The organism is Paraburkholderia sp. GV068 (assembly GCF_003058125.1).
Classification (GTDB): domain Bacteria; phylum Pseudomonadota; class Gammaproteobacteria; order Burkholderiales; family Burkholderiaceae; genus Paraburkholderia; species Paraburkholderia graminis.
In genome coordinates this window covers 334513-360310 of sequence record NZ_QBUB01000003.1, presented here as the reverse complement: position 1 = coordinate 360310, position 25798 = coordinate 334513, and the positions used below count along the sequence as shown (strand labels likewise).

Here is a 25798-nt window from a genome sequence, read left to right as displayed (position 1 = left end):
GGCCGCTTCTTTACGCGTCACACGACGTTATTGAGCGAGCCGGTCGATTCGCACCGTCTCCGAAAAAAGCCCCGGCAATTCGCCGAGATCCTGCGGCGTGCCCGGCGTCAGGCCGTTTTTCAGCGGATAGCGCGACAGCGCCGGAGCGCCGCCCGTGAAGTAGAAGTCGCCGAGCGTCGCGTCCACTCGACGATAAAGCGCGAGCGCCGCGCCATGTCTATCCCGCACGTAAGCCGGGAATACATCCGACCACGACATGCCGCGCAACGAAGCGACATGCGCGGGCACGACAGTCGCGTCGGCGATGGCAAGCGCGGCAATGTCGATCAACTCGTCGGCGTCAGTGCCGTCGAGGCGCGGCGTGACCAGCAGCAGCGTGTCGCGATCTTCGCCGTGCAGCGACGCGACCGCGGGCTTCACGAAGCCTGGCATGAAGCCGGCCGGCAGCATTTTGCGTTCGCCGATCGTCATGCCCGCGTTGCCGTTGCGTATGACCGTGAGCGACACGCGTTCTTGCCCCGTCTCCAGCGCGACGAGCGATGAGCGCGAGCCCGCCTTGCCGAACGGCAAGAGCGTCGCATTCTGCGCGAGACCTTTGGCTTCCACGACGAGCGTGGGCGCCGCAGCAGTGCTTGCCGCGCCGTTCGAGGACGCGAGCCACAGATCGAGTCCGCTGTCCGCGCGCTTCTGTGCAAACAGCACACTCGCGCGATGCGTGCCGGTGAAATCCGCGGCGACGTATTGCTGCGTCAGCTCGGGCTTGAACGCGGTACTTGTTTGCAGCCAGATGCGCGGCGCGTCGAAATGATCGCCCGCGCTGCGCAGCAGCCAGAAGGCGGTGCCGTTCTCGCGCGCGGTGACGATCATCAGATCCGCCTTGCCGTCGCCGTCGAAGTCGCCGAGCAGAAAGCGCGCGCTGTCGAAGCACAACTTGTCGCCCGCGCAGCTTGGCGCGGTGGCGCGTGCATCGAATGGAACCGCGGCCTTGTACCACAGCGCCGGCGGCGCGGCGCGTTCCAGCGACGCGACATAGACATCGAATCCAGGGCCGTCGTGCTGCCGTTGCACGTAGACGGCGGACGCGTCGCCCGTTCCCGTCACGTCGGCATACATGGCGGTCGCGAGCCGCAGATCGTTGGCCTGAATGTGCTGTGTCGTGGCCCAGCGGTAACGCGTGGTGAGCGCCGCGCAGCCGCGCATCGTCAGCTTGCCGCCGGTTTCGCCGAGGCAGTGACGCATCGGCGTGTAGACGAGGCCGAAGTCCCAAGGCGTCCAGCGTTGCGCGAGGTCCCATTGATCGCAGCTTTCCGCGCGCAGATAACCGTCGCGCTCGGCAATGCATTGCGACGTGGCCACACTCACGAGCGCGGCGTTGCGCGCATTGCCGGGATACACCGTGAGCGGTTCCCATCGCCATTGCTGCGCGGCCGATCCGTTGCACGCGCCGAGTGTGGGCGCCTGGTTCATGCCGGGCGCGGTCACACAGCGGTTCGTCGCCACGTTGAATAGCGTGATCGGGCGCGCGACGAAGTCCGGCACACGGCGATCGCTGCGGTCCGCGAACGCATAGCGTCGGGCGATCCAGTTGCCGTCCCACTGGAATTCGCCGAACACATGCGACGACTCGCTTCCGTCGACGGAAAAGTAGCTCGCGACGATGTCGCGCTTGCGTTGCACCTCGGCAGCAGGAAGATTGCCGGGCCAGCCGCCGGTGGGATAGGTCACGTGGTAGACGATCGGCACGCTGTTGCCGAGCGTCTGCGCGACATGACGCGTTATGCGCGCGGCGAGAATGTGATCCGGGTGCTCGACAAATGGTACGGTGTCCGGATTAAGTGTGTAGATCAGCGTGGCCTGAGCGAGAATCGCCTTCAGTGTCGCGGAGAGCGACTCGCGATCGTACTTCATGCGCCCCGAGCCGTCCGCGTTGATCGGATACGTGGATAGCGTTGCGCGCTGTTCCCATAGCAAGCCGAGCGGCTCGCGGCCGCCGCGCACGCCGCCGCCCGGCAGCCGCAGTTCGAGCAGCCGAACCTGCGGCTTGGCTTTCAGCACCATTTCATGCACGAGCTTGCCGGCGATCTCGACGCTCGACTCGTTCCATGCGTCGGGCACACCGGCCATGCGCGCATACGCGAGCCGCGAGGCCTGCTCGCGCGTCAGCACATAGGGCAGCCTCGCGCCGTTTGCGCCGCCGATCAGATGAACTGTGGTGATGCACCATCCGGCATCGAGACGCTCGCTAATCGCGGGATCGACGAACAGCAGATCGTCGTCCAGATGCGCAACGACGGTGACGAGCGTTCCCGCCTTGCAGTCCGCCGCGCGCGCTGCCGTTGGTAACACGGCCAACGCGAGCAGCGCTACGCATATTCTCCGAACAACACGGGCCGCCGATGATCGCATGTGCATTCGAGCCTTTTATAGTGCGCTCGATCATACTGCAATCATCTGACGTTCCGCGTTGGCGGGCTAACACTACGCATACGGTGGCTGCTTAGCGGGAATACTAGCGGAAACACTAACGGAAATACGCCTTGGTGTTTTCATGGACATCGTCGCGTGCGAGCAGTTCGTGAGGCGTGAGCCACAGATATTCGCTGTGCTGATCGGGCCGGCCGACCGGCTGCGCACTCGCTACCGACAACGCATAAGCAAGCACAATGTAATGCGTCGACACGCCAGGCTCGCCCGCGAAATTATCGCTGTAGTGATGTTCGAATACGCCTTCGAAGCGCGCCGAGGAACGTGCGAGTTTCGCGATGCCGAGTTCGGCGTCGGCGATGCGCGAGAAAGCGGCGTCGAGCGTTTCGTCCTTGAGGATGCGGCCGCCGGGAACGAACCATGTGCCGCGTGCGGGCCGATTGCGGCGATGACCGAGCAGAACGCGTCCGTCTGCATCGCGAACGAGCAGATCGATCGCAACGAGCGGCGTCAAACGAACAACATCGAGGAAGTCGATTTCCGTCAGCATGCGGGTTCCCGAGCAAGCTCGCTATTGCCACGGCGATTTCCGTGGCGCAAGCAGTGTTAATAGTCGCCACGGTTGTCGTCGTCGCGAGTCAGTCTTTGCGCGACGTCCGCGATCAGCAGCAAAAGCATGAGTGTGCCTGCCGCCGCAAACGCGAATGCGCCGGCTATCGCGCCCAGCACGAGCATGATCCACGCAACCCCGTTCATTATTAGCGCCCCCCGCGCGTCGATACAGATGCTAATTGCGGCGGCCGCGGTGTTCTGTGCGCTAGCTATCGCGGTTCGCGTAGTTCTCGTAGATCTCGTAGTTCGCCTAGTTCTCGCCGCATGACTTCGAGCCGGATTGGCTAGCGGGCGACGTAACCTTCCGGCGTAGTGACAGCGTCCTTGAATACGTCGGCGTTACTCGACACCACGTATAAAGGCGTGGGCGACAGTTTCAACGTTGCCACGCCGTCGCGATACGGCACCGCCGCCGCGTTGCCCATCATGTCGAGCGTGGTGACTTCGCCGCTCGTGCCGGGCGCGTCGACACGCAAGCGATATTCGACGCTTTGCCCCGCGTTGAAGCCGGTTTTCGCGCTCCATTTGTCGTTGTCGTGAGTCCAGAGCGCGGTCACGATCTTGCCGCCGCCGAGCCTTCGAAATGCGTACGCATGGACGCCGTTCGGCAACGCTTTGAGAGGCCCGAGCGTGCTCGTTCCGTCGACGATGCGCGTCATCGCCGCCACCGCGAGCGCCGCCGGTTTGGGGCTGATGCGCGATGGACCATACGCGCCTTTGGCGTGTTCGAGTTCGAAGAAGATGCCGTAGCCGGGCGCCGCGTCCGGCATGTCCGCGAGATAGAACACGTAGGTCATGTCGGCGCCTTCGCCGAGCAGAATCAGATGCGTGCGCGCGACGACCGCGGCTTGCGCATACAGCACGTCAGCGCCCGGATAGCGCTTGCCATACGATTCGCCGATGTCGTAACTGATGCCCGTCTCGGTCACGAACAGCGGCGCGCCGGGCTTCAGGTATTGCCGCATTTCATGGCGCAACGCGCGCATCGACGCAGCGAGCGCGCCCGACACCGTGCCCTGATTGCGCGTGTCGGCCACGCGCTCCGGCGGATGCGACGGCGTCGTGCCAATGTCGTAATAGCCGTGCACGGTCATGCCATCCATATAGCGGCCGATGCCGAGCGGACCCAAGCGGCGCATCCACGTCACGTTGCCTTGCACCGATGAATACGTGAGGCCCATCACCACCGCATGCGGATCTGTCTGATGGATGCCTTCCCACACGGCCTGGTACATCGCGACGAAATTCGCGTCGCTGTCGCGCCACGGCAAACCGCCGTCGGCGTCGGGCTCCCAGGTGACCTGATAGTAGTTGTCGCGCTGCTTCGGAAAATAAGTCGTGCGAACGCGATTCGATTCCGCGCCGACCTTCGCCATGTACTCCTTCATCTGCGCGAGTGAAGTGGGTGCATAGCTATGAGTTTGCTTGCCCGTCGTGCTCGCCCATTTGGGAATGCCGTCGAGCTGGATCAGACGCAAGAGGTCGCCTCGTTGCAGGTAGGGCGTGAGTTGCTTCTTCGCGGGATCGAAGGTGCCGGGCTTGTCCGGCTCTTCCATGTACCAGTTGCGGTTGTCGTTTATCCACGTGAGGCCGAGCGCGGTATAGACCGGACGATAACCGTCGCCGTCGCAGCAATGCTGACCGGGCGCGAGATACGCGGTGCCCTGGCCGCCGAACCGATGCAGGTCTTCATACGGAAAGCGTACGGCCGGTAGCGTGGCCGCGGTATCGGGCAGCACGCCGAACGTGGCGATGCCGGCCGGCCGCGTGCCGCGCGATGACAGTTCACCCTGCGCGCGTTCGAGCGATGCGGACACGGCGAAATAGCCCGCTATCGGCGATGCGCAATTGAGCGTCCATGACATTGCGCCAGCGGCGACGCTGAAGCGACCGCTTGCACGCACAACATTCCACGTGTCGCGTATCTGCCAGATGAGCGTATCGTTTTGCGGCGCGCGCGTGGTGAACACAAGCGCAAACGGTTTCGATGCGGCGAAGAGACGCGTGCCGTCGCTCGGTGTATCCGCTTCGATCAGATCGCCTGTGGATGCCGCGCTTGCTTGCGACGAAGGCGCCGAGCAACGCAGGCCCTTGCCGTCAGACGCCTTCGTATCGGCCTGCGCCGCCGCTGCCTGGCATTCAACTGCCGATACGCAGAGCGCCGCGAAAAGAACCGCACATGCAGCCGTGCGCCCCGACATGGACCTTATAATGCTTCGCACTGCGCGATGCCTGTTTGAATTCGACATACCATCCCCCGTGTATCCCGTGCTGCTCGCGCTGTGTCTCGTCGCGCGAACGTCGTCAAACTGCTAATTCACCAGGCCAGAGCCGCCGCGACGTAGTGTCCGTTGCTGCATGTTGCGGAAACCGCATAGTGCATTTCCGCAAGCTTCTGGCCGTTTCCGACTGGCGCGCGTCTCGCGCGATCCGCCGCGGGTCCGTCAATTGCGCTGTCATCTTAACGGCCGTTATTCCCCATGTTTCAGGTCTGAAACATTAATCGCCGTATTTATATTGAATGCACCCAATAAGAACAAATTAAATAACCGAAAGGCCGTGCAAGGTGCCTATATTAGACACTGCTTCGCGTTATTGAAGTGCGCGGTTCCTATCGTCAGCCGAAACCTGCGCGGCGGTTGCGCGGGGAAATCTCCACAAGCGGGAGAGTTTGTGCGCAACCGCTCCATTCATTGGCGAAAACGCCTTTATTTTGGCCCTGGTTCCGTGCGGATCGAATTGTAACCGCCCTTTTTTGAGTAGCGAACCAGTGTGCGGTGGCGAACGAAATCGACTTCTGCTTTGAACTAAGATTCGCACAACGCCAATTCAATGATATGTCGAATCGGCAATTAATTCGGTGCAATTCGGTGTTGGCGGAATATTGCCGAAAATCACCGCGAGCTACTCCTGTCAATGCGCCAACATGTCAGCACTATCGGTCATGGCGGCTAAATACTTGACTAGTGGTGGCTATGATGCACTGCTCAGAGTCGGCCCCGGCGTGGCCGTTGATGGTGAAAGTAAATCCGTTTTCTGGTGAGGATAGCTATGACCTGCGCGAGTCTCGAGTCTGCCATGCTGCGTTGGGTGCACGCACCGAACAAAGGCATGCGCCGCATCGCGATACTGATGTTCAACGACTGCTCGCTGCAAGGCGCCGGCGTTGTAGCCGAAGTGTTCCAGGCAGCGAATGAACTGGCTTCCTCGGGCCCGAGCGGCTGTTCATACGACGTGTGCTTCCTCTCCGCCGATGGCGGCATGGTGACGTCGTCGTCGGCTCTGCGCGTGTGGACCGATGGACTCGACGCGCGACATTACAGCGGCTTCGACGCGCTGTACGTAGCAGGCGGCAAGGGCGCCATCGCGGCGGCGCGGGACGAGCGCCTGATCGCGTGGCTGCGCCGCGTGCGGCACAACACCGGCATGATCCGGCCGATCGCGGAAGGACGCGCGCTGCTCGACGCGGCCTACTTGCCCGACGCAAGCGGCACCTATGCATTGCGCGACGAGTCGGCGAAAACACCGCGTCAGAGCGAGCAGGGCGCCGACGCCGGCGATCGTCTCGAGTCGATGCGCAGCGCGCTCGGCATGATCAAGCGCGACCTGGGCGCGGCGGCTGCGCGCACCGTTGCTGAGCGCCTGCTTGCCGATTCGTGCTCGAACCTCGCGCCGCTTCTTAGCGAAGACGGCGCGCTGACGCCAGGCGACAAGGTACGCGCGGCGGCTCGCTGGCTGCAGGAAAACTGCCAGCAATCGATTTCGATTGCGGACGCCGCGCAGTTCGCGGCGATGAGCGAACGCAACTTCCTGCGCCGCTTCAAGATGGAAATGGGCATCACGCCATCGAGTTTTCTGTTGCACGAACGCCTTGCCGTGACGTGCAGCCTCTTGACCGAATCCGAATTGCCGGTCGACAAAATCGCGCGCCGCACGGGCATGGGCAACGGCGACCGTCTCGCCAAGGTGTTTCGCAAGCGAATGAGAATTTCGCCGACCGAGTTCCGGATACAGAGCCGCCGCATGGTCGGCCAGTAGCATCGGCGGGTTGTTTTGCAAGAGTCATAAGGATTGCAGATATGTTGAATCAGGGAGCTGGAAATAATACGTCGTCCCATGCTGGTGAGGACGCACGCGGCGCGCGTTGCACGCGCATCGTCCCGGTCATTCTCGCGGGTGGTTCCGGCACGCGTCTTTGGCCCGTGTCGCGCGAAAACTTTCCGAAGCAGCTCATCGACGTGGTGGGCTCCGATTCGCTGCTGCAAGCCACCGCACGACGCATGAACGATTTTCCCGCGGGCTGGCAGGTCGATGCTTCGCCGATCATCGTATGCGGTGAAGAACACCGCTTCGTGATCGCCGAGCAGCTTCATGAGAACGGTGTGGAAGCGCGTCTGATTGTCGAGCCTGCGCGCCGCGATACGGCACCCGCGCTGACGCTCGCGGCCTCGCTCGCTTGCGCCGAAGGCCAGGACGGAATTCTCGTCGTGATGCCGGCGGATCATTCGATCGCGGATGTCAACGCGTTGCAGGCCGCGCTCGAAAACGCGGCACGTTACGCCGAACGCGGCGCGATCGCGACGCTTGGCGTGCCGCCGACGCGTCCGGATACGGGCTTCGGTTATATCCGCATCGGCGCCACGGTCGGCGACGGCGCGCATGCCATCGACGGCTTCGTGGAAAAGCCAGCGGAAGAGATCGCGGCGCAGTACGTCGCAGCGGGAACGTATTGGTGGAATAGCGGCATCTTCGTTGTACGCGCAAGCGTCTGGCTGGACACGCTCGCGCGTTTGCAGCCGGACATGCACTCGGCTTGCGAGCGCGCGTTCAGCGGCGGTCGTAGCGAAGGCGGGTATTTCCGCCCGCTCGTCGATGCGTTTTTGAGTTCGCCTGCCGATTCGATTGATTACGCGGTGATGGAGCGTTTGAGTGAAGCAGCGGACGCGGCTGCCGCCGACACGGCAAACGCCAACGCCAACGCCAACGCAAAAGATGCGTCGCCCGCAGGCGTGGTGGTCCGACTCGAAGCCGGCTGGTCCGATCTCGGTTCATGGGACGCCGTGTGGGCGGCGATGGAAAAAGACGCCAACGGCAATGCGGGCCGTGGCCGCGTGGCGTTCGAGGGCGCGGTGTCGAGCTATGCGCATTCGGAAGGACGCCTCGTCGCCTGCGTCGGCACGACGAATGTGGTGGTGGTAGAAACCGCCGACGCAGTGCTCGTGGTGGACCGCTCGCATGTGCAGGACGTCAAGGGCCTCGTGTCGCGCATCAAGGCGCAGAACGCACCGGAGGCCGACGCGCATCGCAAGGTGCATCGTCCGTGGGGCTTTTACGATTCGATCGACCACGGCGAGCGTTTTCAGGTGAAGCGCATCGTCGTTACGCCGGGCGCGCAGCTTTCGCTGCAACTGCATCACCACCGCGCCGAGCATTGGGTCGTGGTGCGCGGCACCGCGCTCGTCACGCGCGGCGAAGAGCAATTCCTGCTGAGCGAAAACGAATCGACTTACATTCCGCTTGGCATCCGGCATCGGCTGGAAAACCCGGGGAAAGTGCCGCTCGAGATCATTGAGATCCAGTCGGGCACGTATCTGGGCGAAGACGACATCGTGAGATTCAACGACAACTACGGCCGCTGCTCATAAGCAGCGGTCGCGGCGGGTTGCGGACAGGAACGGTCAGTACGAGGTAAGCAAAATGCGCAGGTTTCAGGATTTGCTCGCGCGAATGTTCGATGTCGCGCTGGTGCTCGTAGGAGCGGCGGTGGCGTCGCAGATCCGCTTCGACTACCTCGCTCAATCGGGTTTCTATTGGGCGCTGGTGATGTTCGCCGCTGCCTTCGCGCTCGCGATCTTTCCGGCGTTCGGCGTCTATGAATCATGGCGCGGCCGCTCGAAGCTCGCGCTCGCGGGACAGGTGTCGCTCGCGTGGCTGATCGTGCAGGGCAGCGCGCTCGTATTGATGTACTCGTTGCATCGCAGCGACTTCGTTTCGCGTTTGTGGTTCTCGTATTGGACTGCCGTGACGGGCGGCCTGCTGATCTCGTATCGCCTCATCACGCATGCGGTGCTTGCGCGTGCACGCGGCGCGGGGATGAATCTGCATCGGGTCGCGATAGTGGGAAGCGGCTCGCAATGCGACGCGCTGATTCGCCGCATCGATTCCGCGCCGACCACGGGTTTTCGCGCGACGGCGGTCTACAACACGAAGCCGGATCAATCGCCGGTGAATAGTAAAGGTGTGCCGGTTTTCGATAGCGTGGATGCGCTCGCCGAATACATCCGCACGAATGACGTTCATGAATTGTGGCTGATGCTGTCGCTCGCGGAGGAGCCGCTGATCTGTTCGCTCGTCAGCGAGTTTCGCGACGATCTGGTGAACATCCGCTTCATGCCCGACGTGCGCAGTCTCGCGCTTTTCGAGGGCAGCGGTGTGATCGAGTTGCTCGGTGTGCCTGCAATCAACCTCGTGGCGTCGCCTCTTTCGGCGAGCTCGATGCTGAAGAAAGAGATCTTCGATCGCCTGTTCGCAGCTACCGCGCTCTTCTGTCTTGCGCCGCTGCTGGTTGCTATTGCGCTCGCGGTAAAGCTCTCGTCGCGTGGGCCCGTGTTTTTCAGGCAGAAGCGCAAGGGCGCTGATGGACGCGTATTCACGATCTACAAATTCCGTTCGATGCGCATGCATACGGAAGAGAAGGGCACCGTCAGCCAGGCGACGCGCAATGATCCGCGCGTGACGAAAGTCGGCGCGTTCCTGCGCCGTACGAGCCTCGACGAATTACCGCAGTTTTTTAACGTATTGCGTGGCGACATGTCGGTCGTGGGACCGCGTCCTCATGCGCTCGAGCACGACGACCTCTATCAGAAAGTGGTCGCGGGCTACATCAATCGCTATCGGATCAAGCCGGGTATTACAGGTTGGGCGCAAATCAACGGCTTTCGTGGCGAGACCGACCGCATCGAAAAGATGGAACGTCGCGTCGAACATGACCTGTACTACCTGGGGCATTGGTCGTTTGCACTCGACATGCGGATCATCGGCGCGACGATTGTCGCCGGACTGGTGCATCGAAACGCTTACTAGTTGTTAACAAAGCACGCAAGGCGGTGCCTCTTTCCTGAGACATTCGCTCTTGCGCAAGGAGGAAAAAGTTATGAGCTCGCTTGGTACACGCACGGGAAGTCTCTCGGTTTTCGCAATCGCCGCACTGCTCGCGGGCTGCGCCGCCGCGCCTGGTCAGCGGATGGACACGCCGGCCACTCTTCAGGAGACGGGCGGCGATTTCAGCACCGAACCGTCGCAGCAGCAGACGATACCCATCACGGACATCAATCTGTCGCTCGTGCGCAAGATGCACGCGGACCAGACCAGTGCCCCGTTGCCGCCGGCAACGCTCGCGCTCTTCGGCAAGCCGGGCCCATACCGTGTCGGCCCTGGCGACGTGCTGCAGATCGTCGTGTGGGATCACCCCGAACTCGCAGCGGCGCTCGGCCAACCGGCGCAGAACGCCAAGTCTTCGGATGCGGCCTCGGGCTTTCTCATCGACGAGAAAGGCGATATCCAGTTTCCGTATGCGGGCACGGTTCACGTGGCGGGCAGAGACGTCAGCGCGATCCAGAAGGAACTGTATAACCGCCTGAGCAAGGTGTACCAGAAGCCGGAAGTGACGGTGCGCGTGGCCTCTTTCCGTAACGCGCAGATTTTCATCGACGGTGAAGTGCGCACGCCGGGCGCGCAGTCGCTGAACGACATCACGATGTCGCTGACGAGTGCGATCAGCCAGAGCGGCGGCTTCAGCCCGAACGCGGACCGCAGCCGTGTCGAGTTGATCCGCAATGGCGTCACGTATCAGTTGAACATGGACGACCTGCTCAAGCGCGGACAGAACCCGTCGAACATCTATCTGCAGGCGGGCGACGCAGTGCGTGTGGCCTCGCGTGAAGATAGCGGTGTCTACGTGATGGGTGAAGTGAACAAGCCGGCGACGGTCACGCCGATGCGCAACGGTTCGCTGACGCTCTCGCAGGCCATTTCGGACAGCGGCAGCTTCGACCAGGCTACGGCTTCCACGCGGCAATTGTTCGTGATCCGAAATTCCGCGAGCGAATCGCCGCAGATCTATCACCTCGACGCGAGCTCGCCGGTATCGATGATCCTTGCGAACCAGTTCGAGTTGCAGCCGAAGGACGTCGTGTATGTGGGCCAGGGCGGGCTGGTTCGTTTCAACCGTATCCTGAACCTGTTGTTGCCGGCGATCAATGCGGCTGTGACCGGCGTGGTAGTAGCGAAGTAAGCAGCAAAACAAGCAGCAAAGTAAAAAACGTATAAAGCAGTTCAGAAAAACCGCGGGTTATGCTGGGTGAGACCAAACATGGCAATCAACTTCGAGAACCGCTATACGGACGTGTCCGCAGCGGATGAGTTGCATCTTTCGGACTATCTCCGCACTATCGTGCGGGGCTGGCGCACTATTGCAACCGTGACGCTGATCGCGCTCGCGCTGGGGTGCGCGTACGCTTTCCTTGCGCCACCGACGTACCGGGCGGACGTGCTGTTTCACGTCGAGGACAAGACGGCGAATGCCAACGCGAACGGCAAGGATTCCTTGCCGCCGCTCACCGGCATGTTCGACACGAAACCGTCGACGGCAGCGGAAATCGAGCTGCTGAAGTCGCGTCTCGTGACGGAGGAGACCGTCAAGAAGCTGCATCTCGACATCACGGCGACGCCGCGCTACATGCCGGTGATCGGAGGGCTGATTGCCGGGCTGGTGAACGGGCAATGGGGCTTCAAACTGCCCCAGTTCATCAACCTGTCCGGCTATGCGTGGGGCAACGAGAGCATTTCGGTGTCGCGCTTCGACACGTCGAAGGAGATGTACGACACCACCTTCACGCTGGTCGCGGGCAACGACCGCTCGTACGTGCTGCGCGACAGGAACGGCATTGCGATCCTGTCGGGCCACGTCGGCGAAACGGTCCAGACGGATACGGCGGACGGTCCTATCGCGTTGCGTGTCGATGCGCTGACCGGCGCGGCCGGCTCGCAATTCGAGCTGTCGCGTGCGTCGACGCTTAGCACCGTCGACCGCTTGCAAAAGGCGCTCGTCGTGCAGGAAACCACGCTGCAATCCGGCGTGATCCGCGCGAGCCTCGAAGGCGGCGACAGCGCGCTGACCGCGGCGATCGTCAACAGCATGGCGCGTGAGTTCGTGCGCCAGGACGTTGCAAGCCGTTCGACGGAAGCCGAGCACATGCTCGCATTCCTCGACCAGCAATTGCCGGGCTTGCGCAAGGAACTGGACGAAGCGGAGCAGCGCTACAACAAGTTCCGCAATACGCACGGCACGGTCGATCTCGGCGAAGAGAGCCGCCTGCTGCTTCAGCAGATCGTCGACAACAAGACGAAGCTGCTCGATCTGCAAACGCAGCGCGCCGAGATGTCGCAACGCTTCACGGCGAATCACCCGGCAGTCGCTTCGCTCGATGCGCAGATCGCAGCGCTGCAAGGCGCGCAGGTCAACATGAACCGCAGCGTGTCGGTGATGCCGGATACGGAGCAAACCGCGTTGCGTCTGTTGCGCGACGTGCATGTCGACACGGAGTTGTACACGAATCTGCTCAATAGCGCGCAGCAGTTGCGCGTCGCGAAGGCGGGCCAGGTCGGCAACGTGCGCGTGGTCGATTTCGCCGAAGCACCCGATGAGCCGGTGCGTCCGAAGCGCGTGATCGCGATTCTCATTGCGCTGGGCGGCGGTCTGGTGCTCGGCATCATGCTGACCTTCTTCAAGCGCGCGATGTATGGCGGCGTGGAGCGTCCCGACGAACTGGAAGCCGTGCTCGGCGTGCCGGTGTTCGCGGTGGTGCCGCGCAGCCAGACGCAGTTGCGGTTGCAAGAGGACGTCATGCTGCGCCGGCGTGGTCTGCATGTTCTCGCGCAGCAGGCGCCGGAAGACATTGCGGTCGAAGGCGTGCGCAATCTCCGTACTTCACTGCAACTTTCGCTCGACCATGCCGCAAATAACGTCGTGATGATTACGGGCTCGCGGCCCGACGCAGGCAAGTCGTTTCTGTCGGTGAATCTCGCGGCGCTCGTCGCATCGGCGAATAAGCGCGTGCTGATTATCGACGGCGACATGCGGCGCGGCGACGTGCACTCGCACTTCGGCATCGGACATCAACCGGGCTTGTCCGACGTGCTGAGCGGCGGCGACCTGACTTCGATGATCCAGCGCGACGTGCTGCCCGGACTCGATGTGCTGGCCAAGGGCACGCTGCCCTCGCATCCTTCGGAACTGCTGATGAGTTCGCGCTTCCAGACGATGCTCGACGAACTCAAATCACGCTACGACCTCGTGATCATCGATACGCCGCCGGTACTCGCCGTCACCGATTCGACGCTGATCGGCAAGCACGCGGGCACGACGCTGCTGGTGGTTCGCCACGGCCGTCATCCGTTGAATGAAATTGCCGAGACCGCCAAGCGTCTTCGTAATGGCGGGGTTGGACTCAGAGGCGTATTGCTCACCGACGTGCCGCAGGAAGGGGCTTTCCTCGGCTCGGGTTATCAAGGCGGATATTACGGATATGACAGCATAGCGGGCTGAAATCGCGGCCGAGTTTCTCGCTACAAGTGTTGAAAAGTTAACAAGGAGAAGCCTTCATGAAACGCAAGGTCGCGCTGATCACGGGGATCACGGGGCAGGACGGGTCGTACCTCGCCGAGCTGCTGCTCGCCAAAAACTACGACGTGCACGGCATCAAACGCAGGTCGTCGCTGTTTAACACAGACCGGATCGATCACCTCTATCGAGACCCACACGATCCGGAACAGCACCTCTTTCTGCATCACGCCGATCTCACGGACTCCACCAGCATTCTGCGCGTGATTCAGCGCGTGGAGCCGGACGAGATTTATAACCTCGCGGCACAAAGCCACGTTGCGGTGTCGTTCGAGGAACCGGAGTACACGGCCAACGCCGATGGTCTTGGCGCACTGCGGATTTTGGAGGCGGTGCGTATCTTAGGTATGCAGAATAAGACGCGATTTTACCAGGCGTCGACGTCCGAACTTTACGGCCTCGTGCAACAAGTGCCGCAATCGGAGACGACGCCGTTCTATCCGCGCAGTCCGTATGCGGTGGCGAAGATGTTCGCGTACTGGACAACGGTCAATTATCGCGAAGCGTACGGTCTTTATGCCTGCAACGGGATTCTGTTCAATCACGAATCGCCGGTGCGTGGCGAGACTTTCGTGACGCGCAAGATCACGCGTGCGATTGCGCGTATTGCGGTCGGCATGCAGAAGACGCTTTATCTCGGCAATCTGTCGGCGTTGCGCGACTGGGGCCATGCGCGCGATTACGTCGAGATGCAGTGGCGCATGCTCCAACAGGAGCAGCCGGAGGACTTCGTGATTGCGACCGGCGTGCAGTACAGCGTGCGTCAGTTCGTCCAGCATGCCGCGGGTGAACTGGGCGTCACGGTGCGCTTTGAAGGCAGCGGTGTCGACGAAATCGGCATTGTCGACAAAGTGGAAGGGCGCGAGACCAGAATGTCGCCGGGCGACGTGATCGTGCGTGTCGATCCGCGCTACTTCCGGCCGGCCGAAGTCGAGACGCTGCTCGGCGATCCGTCGAAGGCGCATGCGAAGCTGGGCTGGCAACCCACCACGCCGTTTGCCGCGCTCGTCAAGGAGATGGTGCGCTCCGACTTCCAGATTGCACGTCGTGACGCGCTCGTCACGCTCGCCGGCTTCACGGCGCTCGAACATCACGAGTGATGCGATGAACAAACAGTCACGCATTTTCGTCGCGGGGCACCGCGGCATGGTCGGCTCGGCTCTCGTCAGGCGGCTCGTCGCAGCGGGCTACACGAACGTCGTCACGCGCACGCGGCTCGAGCTCGATCTCATGGATCAGGCCGCTGTAAACCGCTTTTTCGAGGCCGAGAAGATCGACGTCGTGCTGCTGGCGGCGGCGCGCGTGGGCGGCATTTTCGCTAACGCGTCGCGGCCGGGCGAGTTCATCTATGAAAACCTGGTGATCGAAACGAACGTGATTCACGCCGCGTATCGGGCGCAGGTCGAGCGGCTGGTGTTCTTCGGTTCGTCGTGCATTTATCCGAAGCAATGCCCGCAGCCGATTCGCGAGGAGTATCTGCTGACTTCGTCGCTCGAGCCGACGAACGACGCATACGCCATCGCGAAGATCGCCGGTTTGAAACTCTGCGAGGCGTACAACTGCGAATACAACACGCAGTACGTATCGCTGATGCCGACCAACCTGTACGGCCCGAACGACAACTACGATCTCAAGAGCAGTCATGTGTTGCCGGCGCTCCTGCGCAAGGCGCACGAAGCCAAGCTGAACGGCGCCGATACGCTGACGGTATGGGGCTCGGGCACACCGCGCCGCGAGTTCCTGCATGTCGACGATCTCGCCGCGGCCACGCTGTTCGTGCTCGAAAACAACGTGATGGAAGGGCTTTTCAACGTGGGCGTCGGCGAAGATCTGTCGATACGCGAACTGGCGGAGTGCATTTGCAAGGTGGTCGGCTTCGACGGCGAGCTCGTGTTCGACGCGTCGAAACCCGATGGCACGCCGCGCAAGCTGCTCGACGTCTCGCGCCTCGCGCAGATGGGCTGGCGGGCAACGATCGGACTGGAGCAGGGAATCGCGTCGACGTATCGGGAATTCGTCGAATCCTATGCCGGGTCGCCGACCGCGGCCGCCGTGCAATGACGTCTTTTCGAGGAGCTGCATAAAAATGAGTGCATCCGTCACCATCTTCCATAACGTCGTATGGTCGCGTCACAAAGGTGTCGTCTTTTCTGCGCTGCATAATATTTCGGCATCCGGAGCAATTCGCTACCGGATGGTGCAGATCGCCGATACCGAGCACGACCGCATCGGCTTTTCCGAGGTCGACTATTCGTACCATCGGTATCCGATGCAGAAGCTCTTCGACGGCTGTTACGAAGACGTGCCGACGATCAAGATGATCGCGCGGCTGACGTGGGAAGTGCTGAAGGCGAAGTCCGATCTGATCGTGCTGCCGGGTTATCACCGTCCGGAATACTGGGCGATGCTTGCGGCTTGCATTGTGACCGGCAAGCGGCGCGCGGTGTTCTGCGATTCGACCGGACGCGATCGTCCGAAGAAGCTTCTCACGTCTATTCCGAAGCGCGTGTTTTTCTCGCTGTGCGACGGCTATTTCGGTTTCGGCGAGCGCAGCCGCGAGTATCTGCTGTCGCTCGGCGCGAAGCGCGAGAAGATTTTTATACCCTGTCAGGCCGCCGCACTGCCCGGTTCTTTTTCGCCGGAGCGGGCATTGGTCGAACGCGTCGCCGCGCGCGCCGGCAATCCGCCGGTGTTTCTATACGTCGGGCGTCTGTCGGAAGAGAAGGGCGTCGGCACGTTGATCGAAGCGTTTGCCGGTTTGCAAAAACGCGTACCCGCTGCGCAATTGCGCATTGTCGGCACTGGGCCGATGGCCGACGCATTGCGTGCGAAGGCCGTCGAATTGCACCTTGAGAACGCCGTGACCTTCGCGGGCAGCTTGCAGGATGAGCCGCTCACGCGCGAGTACTACGGCGCGACCTGCATGGTGCTGCCGAGCTTCAGCGAGCCGTGGGGTCTCGTCGTCAACGAAGCGCTCGCGCACGGCTGTCCGGCTGTCGTCAGCGAGAGTTGCGGCTGCGTGCCGGAACTCGTGATCGACGGCGTGAGCGGCTATTCGTTTACCGCCGGCGACGTCGCCGGATTGCAGCGCACGCTGCTAAAAGCAATGGAAGCCTTCGCCGATGCGAGCGGCACCGCTCACCGTTGCATGGAAGTGATTCGCCGGTTTGATCCGCCTTCCGCAGCCGCCAATATTGCCCGGGGCTGTGCGCTGATGCTGAGCGATTGACGGGTGTCGCGGCGCCGCCGCGAGGTCGGGCATGGAAGCTTTAACACGTTAGATACGCACAATGAAGATCCTGATCTACGGCCTCAATTACGCGCCCGAGCTCACGGGGACCGGCAAGTACACGGCTGAAATGGCCGCGCTGCTCGCAAGTCGAGGGCACGAGGTGCGGGTGGTATGCGCTCCGCCTTACTACCCTGAATGGCAGGTTTCGCCGGGCTATGCGTCGTGGCGTTATCGGCGGGAAGAGCGCGACGGCGTCGCGATCTGGCGCGCGCCGCTATGGGTGCCGTCGCGACCGAGCGGCCTGAAGCGGATGATTCATCTGGCAAGCTTTGCGGCGACCTCGCTGCCTGTGCTCGCCTTGCAGGCGTTATGGCGCCCCGACGCAGTCGTGTTGATCGCGCCGACCTTGATATGCGCGCCGGCATGCCTTGCGCTGGCTCGCGTGGCGCGCGCCAGTGCGTGGCTGCACATTCAGGATTACGAAGTCGATGCGGCGTTCGAACTCGGCCTTCTGAAAGGCTCGCGCGCGGCGCGAATCGCGCGCTGGGTCGAAAGCCAGTTGTTGCGGCGCTTCGACGCGGTCTCGTCGATCACGCGGCAGATGAGCGCGCGCGCGTCGGCGAAAGGCGTAGCGCCTTCGAAAGTGGTGTGTCTGCCCAATTGGGTCGACGTGTCGGCCATTTATCCGCTGTCGCGAGCGAGCGAATACCGTAGCGAGTTGAACCTGTCCGACGCGCAGAAAGTCGTGCTGTACTCCGGCAACATGGGCGCGAAGCAGGGCATTGAAACGCTTGCGGAAGCCGCTGCTTCGCTCGCGTCCCGTCCTGACGTCACGTTCGTATTTTGTGGCGGCGGCGCGGCGAGAGAGAACCTCGAGAAGCGCTGCGCAACGTTGCCGAACTGCGTCTTCTTGCCGCTTCAACCGGCGGAGCGCCTGAACGAACTGCTCAATCTCGCGGACATTCACGTGCTGCCGCAACGCGCCGATGCAGCGGATCTCGTCATGCCGTCGAAGCTGACCGGCATGTTCGCGAGCGGCCGCGCGACGATCGCGATGGCTCGGCGCGGCACCGCGCTGCACGAAGCGGTGCATGCGCGCGGCGTCGTCGTGCCGCCCGATAACGTGAAGGCGCTGGTCGGCGCGATCACCGCTCTCGCCAACGATCCCGAGCGGCGCGCGGCGCTCGGACGAGCCGCGCGCGATTACGCGGAGAGCGCGCTTTCGCCGGACTCGACAATTAGTACTTTCGAAGAGCGCATCGGCATGCTGTGCCGCGCGGCAGGAAGAAGGCGCTTGAAGGCGAGCGCTACCTACTTCGACGCCAGGCCTTCAGCGGTGGTCGTGACGCATGCGAAGCCGGCGACCACGGAGGACGCCGCGCCGGAATGATCCGGCCGCGGCCATCATGAGTGCGCGATCACCACGGCGAACGGTAGACGGAACGCTTACCCATCGTGTACGGATCGGCGTAGGTGGCCTTGGCGGCGCCTTGCGGCACGAGCTTGTCGTCGGCGCGCGGACGCGCTGCCGCATCGGCGACACGCAACTGCCCGTTCGCGACGGGCGGCGCCTTGCGCTTGCCCGCTGCACCCGGCTTGCCGGCTTGCTCGCCATCGGTGACAGTCATGCGTTGTTCGTCGAGCAGGGCTGCACGGCGCCCGTTGTCGATATTGGCGTCCCGCGGATTGCCAGCGACGTAGCCGTCAGGCGCGCCCAGCAGCTTCTGTTCGCGCTTGCGCTGAACGGCGCGGCGATCGACTGGAGCGGGCGCCGGCGCGCCATAGCCGGTCGGCGCCGTGGCGGTCATGGCCGGCGCGGCCTTCTGCGCGAATGCGGGTGCTGCGCAAACGGCGGTGAGAAGAAGCATGCAGTGGGCGGTGTGTCGAATCAGTGTTGTCATTGTGGTCCCCGGGTTGATGCAGTCCAATGAAAACATCGTGCGCCAAAATCCATGCACGCAGCCGCCAAAACGCTTGCCTGCGCGGCCACGTAGTGAAGAAGAGCGAGTCTGCCAAAGACAGGCATCGAGATTGATTAGTATCCCTGCGCATACGCGTACGGCGCACGGTATGGAGAAGAATCATGGGCAATATTGCAGACGATCCGCGGCTCGCTTGTGCGCCGCCAACCGAAAGTGCCGACACCGAGCATCGCGTGATCGACCTGAGCCTCGCCGGAAAGGGCAATTATCGTGCGGGGCGCAGCGCGCTCGTCGAGCTCATATGGTTTGTGGTCGAGGCGTGCGTCATCAATAACAAGCTGCTGCCGCTCTCATCCGTGCGCGTCGCGTTGCTGCGTCTGTTCGGCGCGCGGATCGGTACTGGCTGCCGCTTCGTGCATCCATTGCGGGTGAAGGCGCCGTGGAATCTCGAAGTGGGCGACAAGTGCTGGTTCGGCGTCGACGTATGGATTTATAACCAGGCGCCGATTCGCATCGGCTCCAATGTTTGCATTTCTCAGGGAACGTTCCTGACAGCCGGCTCGCACGATATGAGCACCACGATGGACTTGCGCGTCGCGCCGATCGTGATCGAGGACGGCGTGTGGATCACGTCGAAATGCGTCGTGCAAATGGGCGTGACGATAGGCCGCTCGGCGGTCGTCACACCGCTCTCCGTCGTGCATCGCTCGCTCGAAGCCGGCGGCGTGTACGGCGGAAACCCGTGTCGTTTTTTGCGGAAGCGTTTTCTTCCGTGACCTGAAGCACAGAAATAGATCCGCAGCTTTTATACGCTGAGGAGACCGATGTCGTGGCAACCGGACAATTGATGCATCCGGTCACGGCATAGGGGCGCGTTGCTTGCCGGCCATAGGCCCGCAAGCCGACGACGCCTTAAAAAATCATGATGAAGAACACGGGAGCTGCGGATGTTCATCGATACTCGCAATGTCGAACAAAATACGGTCATCGAAACGACGGTCTGCATTATCGGGGGAGGCGTCGCGGGCATCACGCTCGCACGCGAAATGTCGGCCGCCGGGGTGGATACCTGCCTGCTGGAAAGCGGCGGGTTTGCGCCTGACGAAGAAACGCGCGACCTATATCGCGGCGAAAATGCCGGACTGCCGTATCGATTCGCGGACGGCTCGCGCAGCCGCTATTTCGGCGGCAGCAGCAACTGCTGGGGCGGCTGGTGCCGTCCGCTCGATCCGTGGGACTTCGAGAAGCGCGACTGGATTCCGCATAGCGGCTGGCCATTCGGACTCGAAGAACTCGCGCCGTACTACGCGCGCACGCATGAATTGCTGAAGCTCGGTCCGCAGAACTTCGACCCCGCATACTGGGAGCGCGAGATTGGCCGCTCCGACGTGCGCCGTCTACCGCTTGGCACCGGCGACATGCGCGACACCGTTGCGCAGTTCAGCCCGCCGGTGCGCTTCGGCAAGGTGTATCGCGAGGAATTGGGGCGCTCCACGCGGGTGCGCGTCTTTCTGCACGCGAACGTCCTCAATATCGACGCCGATGCGCAAGGCACCACGATTACCCGCGTGCAGGTGGGCACGCTCAGCGGCCGCCGGATGACCGTGAAGGCGCGCATCTTCGTACTGGCTGCGGGCGGGATCGAGAACGCGCGACTGTTGCTCGCTTCGAACAATGTGCATGCAGCAGGACTTGGGAACACTAACGATCTCGTCGGACGCTATTTCATGGACCATCCGCGAATGATGTGCGGAAAGGTTCGCTTCCGCCAGGGCGTCCCGCGTAACAAGCTCTACGACATCAAGTATCACTACCAGAATGCCGCGGTCTCGGCGCATGGCACGAAGATCTCGTCGCAGTTCGCACCGAAGCGCGAAATGATGGAGCGCGAACAACTGCTCAATTCCCGCGTGTGGCTCTATTCGCGCTGGTACGGCGAGGCGAGTGCGGGCTCAGAGGCGTTGATTCGCTGCAAGGAAGCGCTGATGCTCAAGGACCAGCCCGGACGCAGGCTCACAGCCGACATCGCGACGATGGTCGCGCATCCGCTGCACACGGTCGGGTACGGCCTCGCGCGCTTGCTGCAATGGCCCGCACTCATCACCGACGTCACGCTGCAGGCCATCGTCGAGGCAGTGCCGAATCCGGACAGCCGTGTAACGTTGTGCGCGGATAAGCGCGATCGTTTCGGCATGCCGCGCGTGAAAGTGGAGTGGCGTCTCGGCGACCAGGTGAAGCGCACGTTCGATAAAACATTCGCCGGATTCGCAAGAGAGTTGCAGTTGGCCCGAGTCGCCGATGTCGAGCTCGACGCGCCGCTCGAAGGCAGGGCGTGGCCGGAGAAGCTGGAAGGCACGTGGCATCACATGGGCACGACACGCATGCACGATTCGCCGCGCGAAGGCGTAGTCGATCGCGATTGCAAGGTGCATGGCATCAGCAATCTGTATGTGGGCGGCAGTTCGGTGTTTCCGACTGTCGGCGCAAACTTCCCGACCATTACGATTGCCGCGTTGTCGCTCAGGCTCGCCGGACATCTGGCGCGTCAGCTCGATGTGCCGCACGTCGTCGGCGCAACGCATGCGGAAGCGGCGAATAACGTGAGCGCACCGGCGCAGTCTCCGGTCGAGACGTTGCCCATCGCAGCATCTACATTGACGTCGTTGATGAAGGAACAATGAAGTAGAAGAGAAGGCGGCGCGGCCAACGCGCTGCCGCCGCAAACGTGAACGGCGCTCGAATGAGCGCCGTTTTTTTCGTGCGATTCAGCGGCTTGGCTGGCTCGCCTCGCGCAACCCGGCGAGCTTGTTGCGGTTCGCTTCGCTGTCGCGGCCGCCTCTCGTTTCCAGCAAACTCGTCAACGCACTCACCATGGTGTCGATGCGGAAACGCGCATGGAAAGTGCGCGCGGCTTGCACACGCATCGCTGCGCGTGCGGCGTCGTCTAGCTCGAGCCAGCGAATCAGGCTCTTCTCGGTTCCGTCGACTGTGTCGGTTGCTATCAGTCCCGCGCCGTCTTCTTCGATTTCGCGCCACACGTTGACCTTGTCGGAGATCAGCGCGGGCAGTCCGCAACCGAGTGCCTCGGCCACTGCAACACCGAAGTTCTCCTGATGCGACGGCAAGGCGAACACGTCGCTCGCGTAAAAAGCGCCCCACTTGAGATCGCCTTGCAGCATGCCGGGCAGACTCAGGCGATGCGCGATTCCGGCGGCTTGCGCCTGAGCCCGCAGGCTCACGGCCCAGCCGGTTTCGTCGGGCCCGGCAACCACGAGATGCAGCGCGTCGTCGCGTTGCGCCACGCGCGCGAATGCATCGATCAGAAGATCACAGCCTTTCTTCGCGTGTACTCTGCCGAGAAAGAGCACGATGCGTTTGCCGCGTGCGCCCGGCACGGCCTGTAAAAACGCTTCGCGCGCCGACGCTACGTCCACCTCGGGCACCGTGGTGCCGAACGGCACGATGCGCTCGCGCGCACGATAGAGCCAGAAGGATTGCCGTGCGCGCGTGCGCTCTTCTTCGGTCGTGAAGATCACCGCGCGCGCGTCGCGCAGCACGCGGTACTCCGCCCACGGCCAGTAAAGCCATTTCTTTAGATGCTTGAGCGGATACGCTTCCTTGAACCACGGATCGAGCATCCCGTGCGCGTACACGTAATACGGCACGTCGCTGTCGTGCAGCGCCTTCCATGTCGCGAAACCGTGGTATTGCCACAAGCCGTGAACGATCACGGCGTCAAAGCGCTTCGCGTGATTCGCGAGCCACGGCGCGAGATACGCGCTATAGCTATAGCGATTCGAAGTCGGGCCGAACGCATGAACGGGAAATGGGAAAGCCGCGAGGTACGGGTCGTCCGGCGCATCGCAAGTGGCCACTTCTATTTCATGGCCGGCTTCCTGCATCGCGATGCCGCTGCGGCGAACGCCTTCAACGGGACCGCCCGCGCGCGGATCGACGCTTGCAAGCACGTGGAGGATTTTCATCGCGCAATGTCCGGTCGGTTGGAACCCGGCAGTTGTGCCGTGTGCGACATGCCGAGGGTGCCGGCGAGATCCGGGCGGCCCATGCCAGGTTGAATGCGTCCCGGCAAGTCCGGCATCGCGCCGGGCCGCATACGCCGGGCGCTACGCACGCGATTCGCGCGTGCGGGCAGCGCGAGCTGCAAACGCGTATAAGTGGCGATCATCAGACCGAGTCCAATGCCGAATACCAGACCCGAAAAGCGCGGGCCGAGAGGATTGCCGCCAATCGACGTCGCCGGCAATGCGGCAAACAGCATGATGGCGCGTCCGAATACCGGCAGCATCGGTGCATCAGGTACGACCTTGCGCCAGTAGCGATAGGCGAAGAAACACATCGCGAGCGCGCCGAGCGTGGCAAGCGGCATCGCGATGCCGAATACGAGTCCGCCCGCAAACAACTGATAGACCCAGAAGTTGTGACCCGCGGCCCATTCGTTGATCGCGTAAAAGTCCTGCTTGCTGAACTGGCCCGCAAGGTCCGGCAAATAGACCGGCGAATAGCGGTAGTAGTGCCCGTAGCCCGCGCCGAATAGAAGCGTTTCCGGCGACGCACTCACCTGGTCGTACTGATCGCGCATTTCGGCGAGACGCGTGATGGTGGTCGGGTCCTTGCCGGAGACAGTTGCTTCCGAGAAGAATATGCGCTGCGTCCAGTGTTCCGCGACATTCGGAACGGCCAGTGCCGCAATGCCCGCCACGCCCGCCAGCACCGAGGCGACCACGACACCGCGACCGACGGCGCGCCAGATTTGCCGCACCGACGGTGCGCTGAGCGCCATCGCGATCAGGAACAACAGCACGGTGCCGACCAGCAGGCTGCGCGTGACGCTCAGCAATTCGACGATCACCGTGCCCGCGAATACGGCCACCGTGTATAGCGAATAGCGTTTGGCGACGACGAACTCATGCAGCAGCACGCCTTGCAGTCCGAGCAGCGTCACGGAGATGATGCGAAAGCGCACCTCCTCGAGACCGCCGCCCGTTGCAATGCCGTAGACAAACGTGAACACAAGGCTAATCACATTGCCGAGGAACAGTGCTTTTTCGAATTGAGCGATTCGATGCTCGCTCCACGGCCGGCACGCGACCAGGTAGCCGAGCAGAAACAGGATGAACGGCAATAGCACGCGCAAATAATTGCCGCTGTCGTTGTCCTGAATCAGTTGCGCGACGACGCTGCCGAACACGCACAACAGCATGCTTGCGGTGACGACCGAGCGTAACGGAGAGCGCTCGTGAAAGCGCGGTGCGATCAGCAGAAGGGCGAGCCCTGCCGCCATTGCTGGAATGACAAAGATGAACTGGGCGAAGTGCCCGGTGCTTGCGTTGGTGGCCTTATAGTCCAGTGCAAGCGGTAAAAGAAAGATCCATATCCATGGCGTTGCATACTGATGGCGCATTCTTGTTTCCTCCCCGTCGCCGTCATTTGCCGTCGTCTAAGCGGACGGTCTCGCGTCGGGTCATTGTGCGCGCAACCTTATGCTTGTGCGCGTCGCCAATGCGGTTCGTCTCCGGCTGCCTGGATTCTGGCGACAGTGGAAAGGGCTATGCCTGCAAGACGCACGCAAGCTGGCCGATGTTGTCGCTGAATGCCTTGATCTTGGCGCTCATACCTGCTTCCCGCCACCCATGATGCAAACAGGACAATGCGGCCGATAAAACGGAAAAAGGGGAAAACAGCATGAAGCTATTTGGCGGGACGGGACCCGCGAAAGCCAGACGGGCGATCGAACTCGACTTCGTTCGCGGCATCGCCATTATTGCGGTAATGGGCTTTCACTTTCGTACTGTTCACACCAGTAATGTTCTACTCCAGATTATCGAGTACCCGCTAAAGAGCTTCGGGCGAGAGGGCGTCAATCTCTTCTTTACCTTGAGCGGCTTTCTGGTGGGCGGACTGCTGCTGCGGCAATACGCCGAAACAGGCCACGTCGACGCACGGCGCTTCATTGTGCGACGCATGTTCCGCATCTGGCCCGCGTATTACGTGCTGATCATATTTCACATGCTCGCCGGGCGGCATCCGTGGAATACATTTCTTTTCCAGAACCTCACGCATCTTCAGAACTACTTCGGCACCTCGATCACGCAGACCTGGAGTCTCGCGGTGGAAGAACATTTCTATCTCGTGCTGCCGGCGCTTTTATTGCTTTTCTCACGCTTGCGGCTCGGCGCGTGGACGATTATCGGCGTACTGTCGGGCATCTGTGCGGTAACGCTCATAGCGCGTTGTTTTGCCGTTGCGGATGGGGATTTGCAAGGCGCATTCGCATACACGCAGTACCGTATCGACAGTTTACTGATCGGCGTGATTCTCTCGGCGATCTACTGGATGAAGCCCGGCATCTATCACCAGATCGCGATGCGCAAATGGCTGTTGGTCGGCTGCGTCGGGCTGCTGTGCGCATGGCTCGCGTTGGCCACGAAACATATCGCGCTCGACGAAAGCATCGGCTACACGATTCAGGCACTCGGCTTTGCCGCGCTCATCGTTTTCGTTCTGGAGTACTCCGGGTCGCTGCGGACGACGTGGATTTATCGCGGCGTCGCGTGGGTCGGTCTTTATTCGTATGGTATTTACTTGTGGCACTCGCTCGCGCTTGCGCCGGGCGAGATGCTGATTCGCAAGGCGACTGCGCTTGGCTTCGCGCCGAGCATCATCTGGATCGTGGCGCTTTCCGCGCAGTTCGTCATTGCGATCGGGATCGGCTATGTGACCACGCGCGCAATCGAGTATCCGTTCATGCTGATGCGCAATGCGCTGTTCCCGGAAAAGCGCAGCAGCTCGGTGCGCGAGGAAGTGCCGGTGGCAGGCGGGCAGTTGTCCTGAAAGCGCGGGCTTATTCATGACGTGCGCCGGCTTTTAAGCCGGCGCATCACGTCACGTCAGGTCACGCTGAGAGCT

Annotated in this window: 19 protein-coding genes; 12 read left to right on the top strand and 7 right to left on the bottom strand. The window is 62.1% G+C overall.

Annotation, left to right across the window (positions count from 1 at the left end; translation table 11 throughout):
- Positions 1-27: 27 nt before the first annotated feature.
- The 4 genes from C8K18_RS09170 to C8K18_RS09160 all read right to left on the bottom strand — a co-directional run bounded on the left by C8K18_RS09170 (position 28) and on the right by C8K18_RS09160 (position 5237).
- Positions 28-2406 (bottom strand): PIG-L family deacetylase, encoded by a 2379-nt coding sequence (locus C8K18_RS09170; RefSeq protein WP_107707370.1) that lies wholly within the window; start codon positions 2404-2406, stop codon positions 28-30.
- A gap of 115 nt (positions 2407-2521) precedes the next feature.
- Positions 2522-2974, bottom strand: coding sequence for a GDP-mannose mannosyl hydrolase (locus tag C8K18_RS09165; protein ID WP_006047812.1), 453 nt, complete (start codon positions 2972-2974; stop codon positions 2522-2524).
- 56 nt (positions 2975-3030) lie between these two features.
- The gene (locus C8K18_RS33250) at positions 3031-3180 is read right to left on the bottom strand and encodes a hypothetical protein (protein ID WP_165919807.1); all 150 of its coding nucleotides are present in this window, start codon (positions 3178-3180) and stop codon (positions 3031-3033) included.
- Positions 3181-3320: 140 nt separating this feature from the next.
- Positions 3321-5237 carry a hypothetical protein gene (locus C8K18_RS09160; protein ID WP_258196093.1) on the bottom strand — a complete coding sequence of 639 codons (1917 nt, stop codon included), beginning with the start codon at positions 5235-5237 and terminating at the stop codon, positions 3321-3323.
- 850 nt (positions 5238-6087) lie between these two features.
- On the opposite strand from C8K18_RS09160, the gene C8K18_RS09155 reads away from it, so the two are divergent.
- From C8K18_RS09155 to C8K18_RS09115, 9 genes are all read left to right on the top strand, one after another.
- Positions 6088-7074 carry a helix-turn-helix domain-containing protein gene (locus tag C8K18_RS09155; RefSeq protein WP_029970371.1) on the top strand — a complete coding sequence of 329 codons (987 nt, stop codon included), beginning with the start codon at positions 6088-6090 and terminating at the stop codon, positions 7072-7074.
- A gap of 41 nt (positions 7075-7115) precedes the next feature.
- A complete protein-coding gene (locus tag C8K18_RS09150; protein ID WP_107707282.1) occupies positions 7116-8681 on the top strand; it encodes a sugar phosphate nucleotidyltransferase in 1566 nt (521 codons plus the stop codon).
- 52 nt (positions 8682-8733) lie between these two features.
- Positions 8734-10119 carry an undecaprenyl-phosphate glucose phosphotransferase gene (locus C8K18_RS09145; protein ID WP_006047807.1) on the top strand — a complete coding sequence of 462 codons (1386 nt, stop codon included), beginning with the start codon at positions 8734-8736 and terminating at the stop codon, positions 10117-10119.
- A 70-nt stretch (positions 10120-10189) separates the two neighbouring features.
- Entirely contained in the window at positions 10190-11329 is a 1140-nt protein-coding gene (locus C8K18_RS09140; RefSeq protein ID WP_006047806.1) for a polysaccharide biosynthesis/export family protein, read from the top strand.
- Between the two features lie 78 nt (positions 11330-11407).
- Positions 11408-13642 (top strand): polysaccharide biosynthesis tyrosine autokinase, encoded by a 2235-nt coding sequence (locus tag C8K18_RS09135; RefSeq protein ID WP_006047805.1) that lies wholly within the window; start codon positions 11408-11410, stop codon positions 13640-13642.
- Between the two features lie 56 nt (positions 13643-13698).
- The gene (gene gmd / locus C8K18_RS09130) at positions 13699-14817 is read left to right on the top strand and encodes a GDP-mannose 4,6-dehydratase (RefSeq protein WP_006047804.1); all 1119 of its coding nucleotides are present in this window, start codon (positions 13699-13701) and stop codon (positions 14815-14817) included.
- A gap of 4 nt (positions 14818-14821) precedes the next feature.
- Complete coding sequence (locus C8K18_RS09125) at positions 14822-15778, top strand: GDP-L-fucose synthase (protein ID WP_006047803.1); 957 nt, start codon at positions 14822-14824, stop codon at positions 15776-15778.
- A 25-nt stretch (positions 15779-15803) separates the two neighbouring features.
- Positions 15804-16946 carry a glycosyltransferase family 4 protein gene (locus C8K18_RS09120; protein ID WP_006047802.1) on the top strand — a complete coding sequence of 381 codons (1143 nt, stop codon included), beginning with the start codon at positions 15804-15806 and terminating at the stop codon, positions 16944-16946.
- A 61-nt stretch (positions 16947-17007) separates the two neighbouring features.
- Entirely contained in the window at positions 17008-18339 is a 1332-nt protein-coding gene (locus tag C8K18_RS09115) for a glycosyltransferase WbuB (protein WP_029970366.1), read from the top strand.
- A 28-nt stretch (positions 18340-18367) separates the two neighbouring features.
- Here C8K18_RS09115 and C8K18_RS09110 read toward each other — a convergent pair whose 3' ends face one another.
- A complete protein-coding gene (locus C8K18_RS09110) occupies positions 18368-18817 on the bottom strand; it encodes a hypothetical protein (RefSeq protein WP_370882097.1) in 450 nt (149 codons plus the stop codon).
- Positions 18818-19032: 215 nt separating this feature from the next.
- Here C8K18_RS09110 and C8K18_RS09105 point away from each other — a divergent pair, with 215 nt between their 5' ends.
- Positions 19033-19647, top strand: a complete 615-nt coding sequence (locus C8K18_RS09105) for a DapH/DapD/GlmU-related protein (protein WP_107707281.1) — start codon at positions 19033-19035, stop codon at positions 19645-19647.
- Positions 19648-19818: 171 nt separating this feature from the next.
- Complete coding sequence (locus C8K18_RS09100; RefSeq protein WP_107707280.1) at positions 19819-21552, top strand: FAD-dependent oxidoreductase; 1734 nt, start codon at positions 19819-19821, stop codon at positions 21550-21552.
- 84 nt (positions 21553-21636) lie between these two features.
- Here the strand turns inward: C8K18_RS09100 and C8K18_RS09095 are convergent, their stop codons facing one another.
- Together C8K18_RS09095 and C8K18_RS09090 are read right to left on the bottom strand one after the other, a co-directional pair.
- The gene (locus tag C8K18_RS09095; protein ID WP_107707279.1) at positions 21637-22854 is read right to left on the bottom strand and encodes a glycosyltransferase; all 1218 of its coding nucleotides are present in this window, start codon (positions 22852-22854) and stop codon (positions 21637-21639) included.
- The gene (locus C8K18_RS09090) at positions 22851-24293 is read right to left on the bottom strand and encodes a hypothetical protein (RefSeq protein WP_107707278.1); all 1443 of its coding nucleotides are present in this window, start codon (positions 24291-24293) and stop codon (positions 22851-22853) included. Before C8K18_RS09090 ends, C8K18_RS09095 begins: the two co-directional genes overlap by 4 nt.
- 281 nt (positions 24294-24574) lie before the next feature.
- On the opposite strand from C8K18_RS09090, the gene C8K18_RS09085 reads away from it, so the two are divergent.
- Complete coding sequence (locus C8K18_RS09085) at positions 24575-25723, top strand: acyltransferase (protein WP_107707277.1); 1149 nt, start codon at positions 24575-24577, stop codon at positions 25721-25723.
- Positions 25724-25798 lie beyond the last annotated feature (75 nt).

Coding starts and splice junctions, on each gene's coding strand:
- C8K18_RS09170 (WP_107707370.1), bottom strand. CDS start 2,406: ATGCGATCATCGGCGGCCCGTGTTGTTCGGAGAATATGCGTAGCGCTG.
- C8K18_RS09165 (WP_006047812.1), bottom strand. CDS start 2,974: ATGCTGACGGAAATCGACTTCCTCGATGTTGTTCGTTTGACGCCGCTC.
- C8K18_RS33250 (WP_165919807.1), bottom strand. CDS start 3,180: ATGAACGGGGTTGCGTGGATCATGCTCGTGCTGGGCGCGATAGCCGGC.
- C8K18_RS09160 (WP_258196093.1), bottom strand. CDS start 5,237: ATGTCGGGGCGCACGGCTGCATGTGCGGTTCTTTTCGCGGCGCTCTGC.
- C8K18_RS09155 (WP_029970371.1), top strand. CDS start 6,088: ATGACCTGCGCGAGTCTCGAGTCTGCCATGCTGCGTTGGGTGCACGCA.
- C8K18_RS09150 (WP_107707282.1), top strand. CDS start 7,116: ATGTTGAATCAGGGAGCTGGAAATAATACGTCGTCCCATGCTGGTGAG.
- C8K18_RS09145 (WP_006047807.1), top strand. CDS start 8,734: ATGCGCAGGTTTCAGGATTTGCTCGCGCGAATGTTCGATGTCGCGCTG.
- C8K18_RS09140 (WP_006047806.1), top strand. CDS start 10,190: ATGAGCTCGCTTGGTACACGCACGGGAAGTCTCTCGGTTTTCGCAATC.
- C8K18_RS09135 (WP_006047805.1), top strand. CDS start 11,408: ATGGCAATCAACTTCGAGAACCGCTATACGGACGTGTCCGCAGCGGAT.
- gmd (WP_006047804.1), top strand. CDS start 13,699: ATGAAACGCAAGGTCGCGCTGATCACGGGGATCACGGGGCAGGACGGG.
- C8K18_RS09125 (WP_006047803.1), top strand. CDS start 14,822: ATGAACAAACAGTCACGCATTTTCGTCGCGGGGCACCGCGGCATGGTC.
- C8K18_RS09120 (WP_006047802.1), top strand. CDS start 15,804: ATGAGTGCATCCGTCACCATCTTCCATAACGTCGTATGGTCGCGTCAC.
- C8K18_RS09115 (WP_029970366.1), top strand. CDS start 17,008: ATGAAGATCCTGATCTACGGCCTCAATTACGCGCCCGAGCTCACGGGG.
- C8K18_RS09110 (WP_370882097.1), bottom strand. CDS start 18,817: ATGCTTCTTCTCACCGCCGTTTGCGCAGCACCCGCATTCGCGCAGAAG.
- C8K18_RS09105 (WP_107707281.1), top strand. CDS start 19,033: ATGGGCAATATTGCAGACGATCCGCGGCTCGCTTGTGCGCCGCCAACC.
- C8K18_RS09100 (WP_107707280.1), top strand. CDS start 19,819: ATGTTCATCGATACTCGCAATGTCGAACAAAATACGGTCATCGAAACG.
- C8K18_RS09095 (WP_107707279.1), bottom strand. CDS start 22,854: ATGAAAATCCTCCACGTGCTTGCAAGCGTCGATCCGCGCGCGGGCGGT.
- C8K18_RS09090 (WP_107707278.1), bottom strand. CDS start 24,293: ATGCGCCATCAGTATGCAACGCCATGGATATGGATCTTTCTTTTACCG.
- C8K18_RS09085 (WP_107707277.1), top strand. CDS start 24,575: ATGAAGCTATTTGGCGGGACGGGACCCGCGAAAGCCAGACGGGCGATC.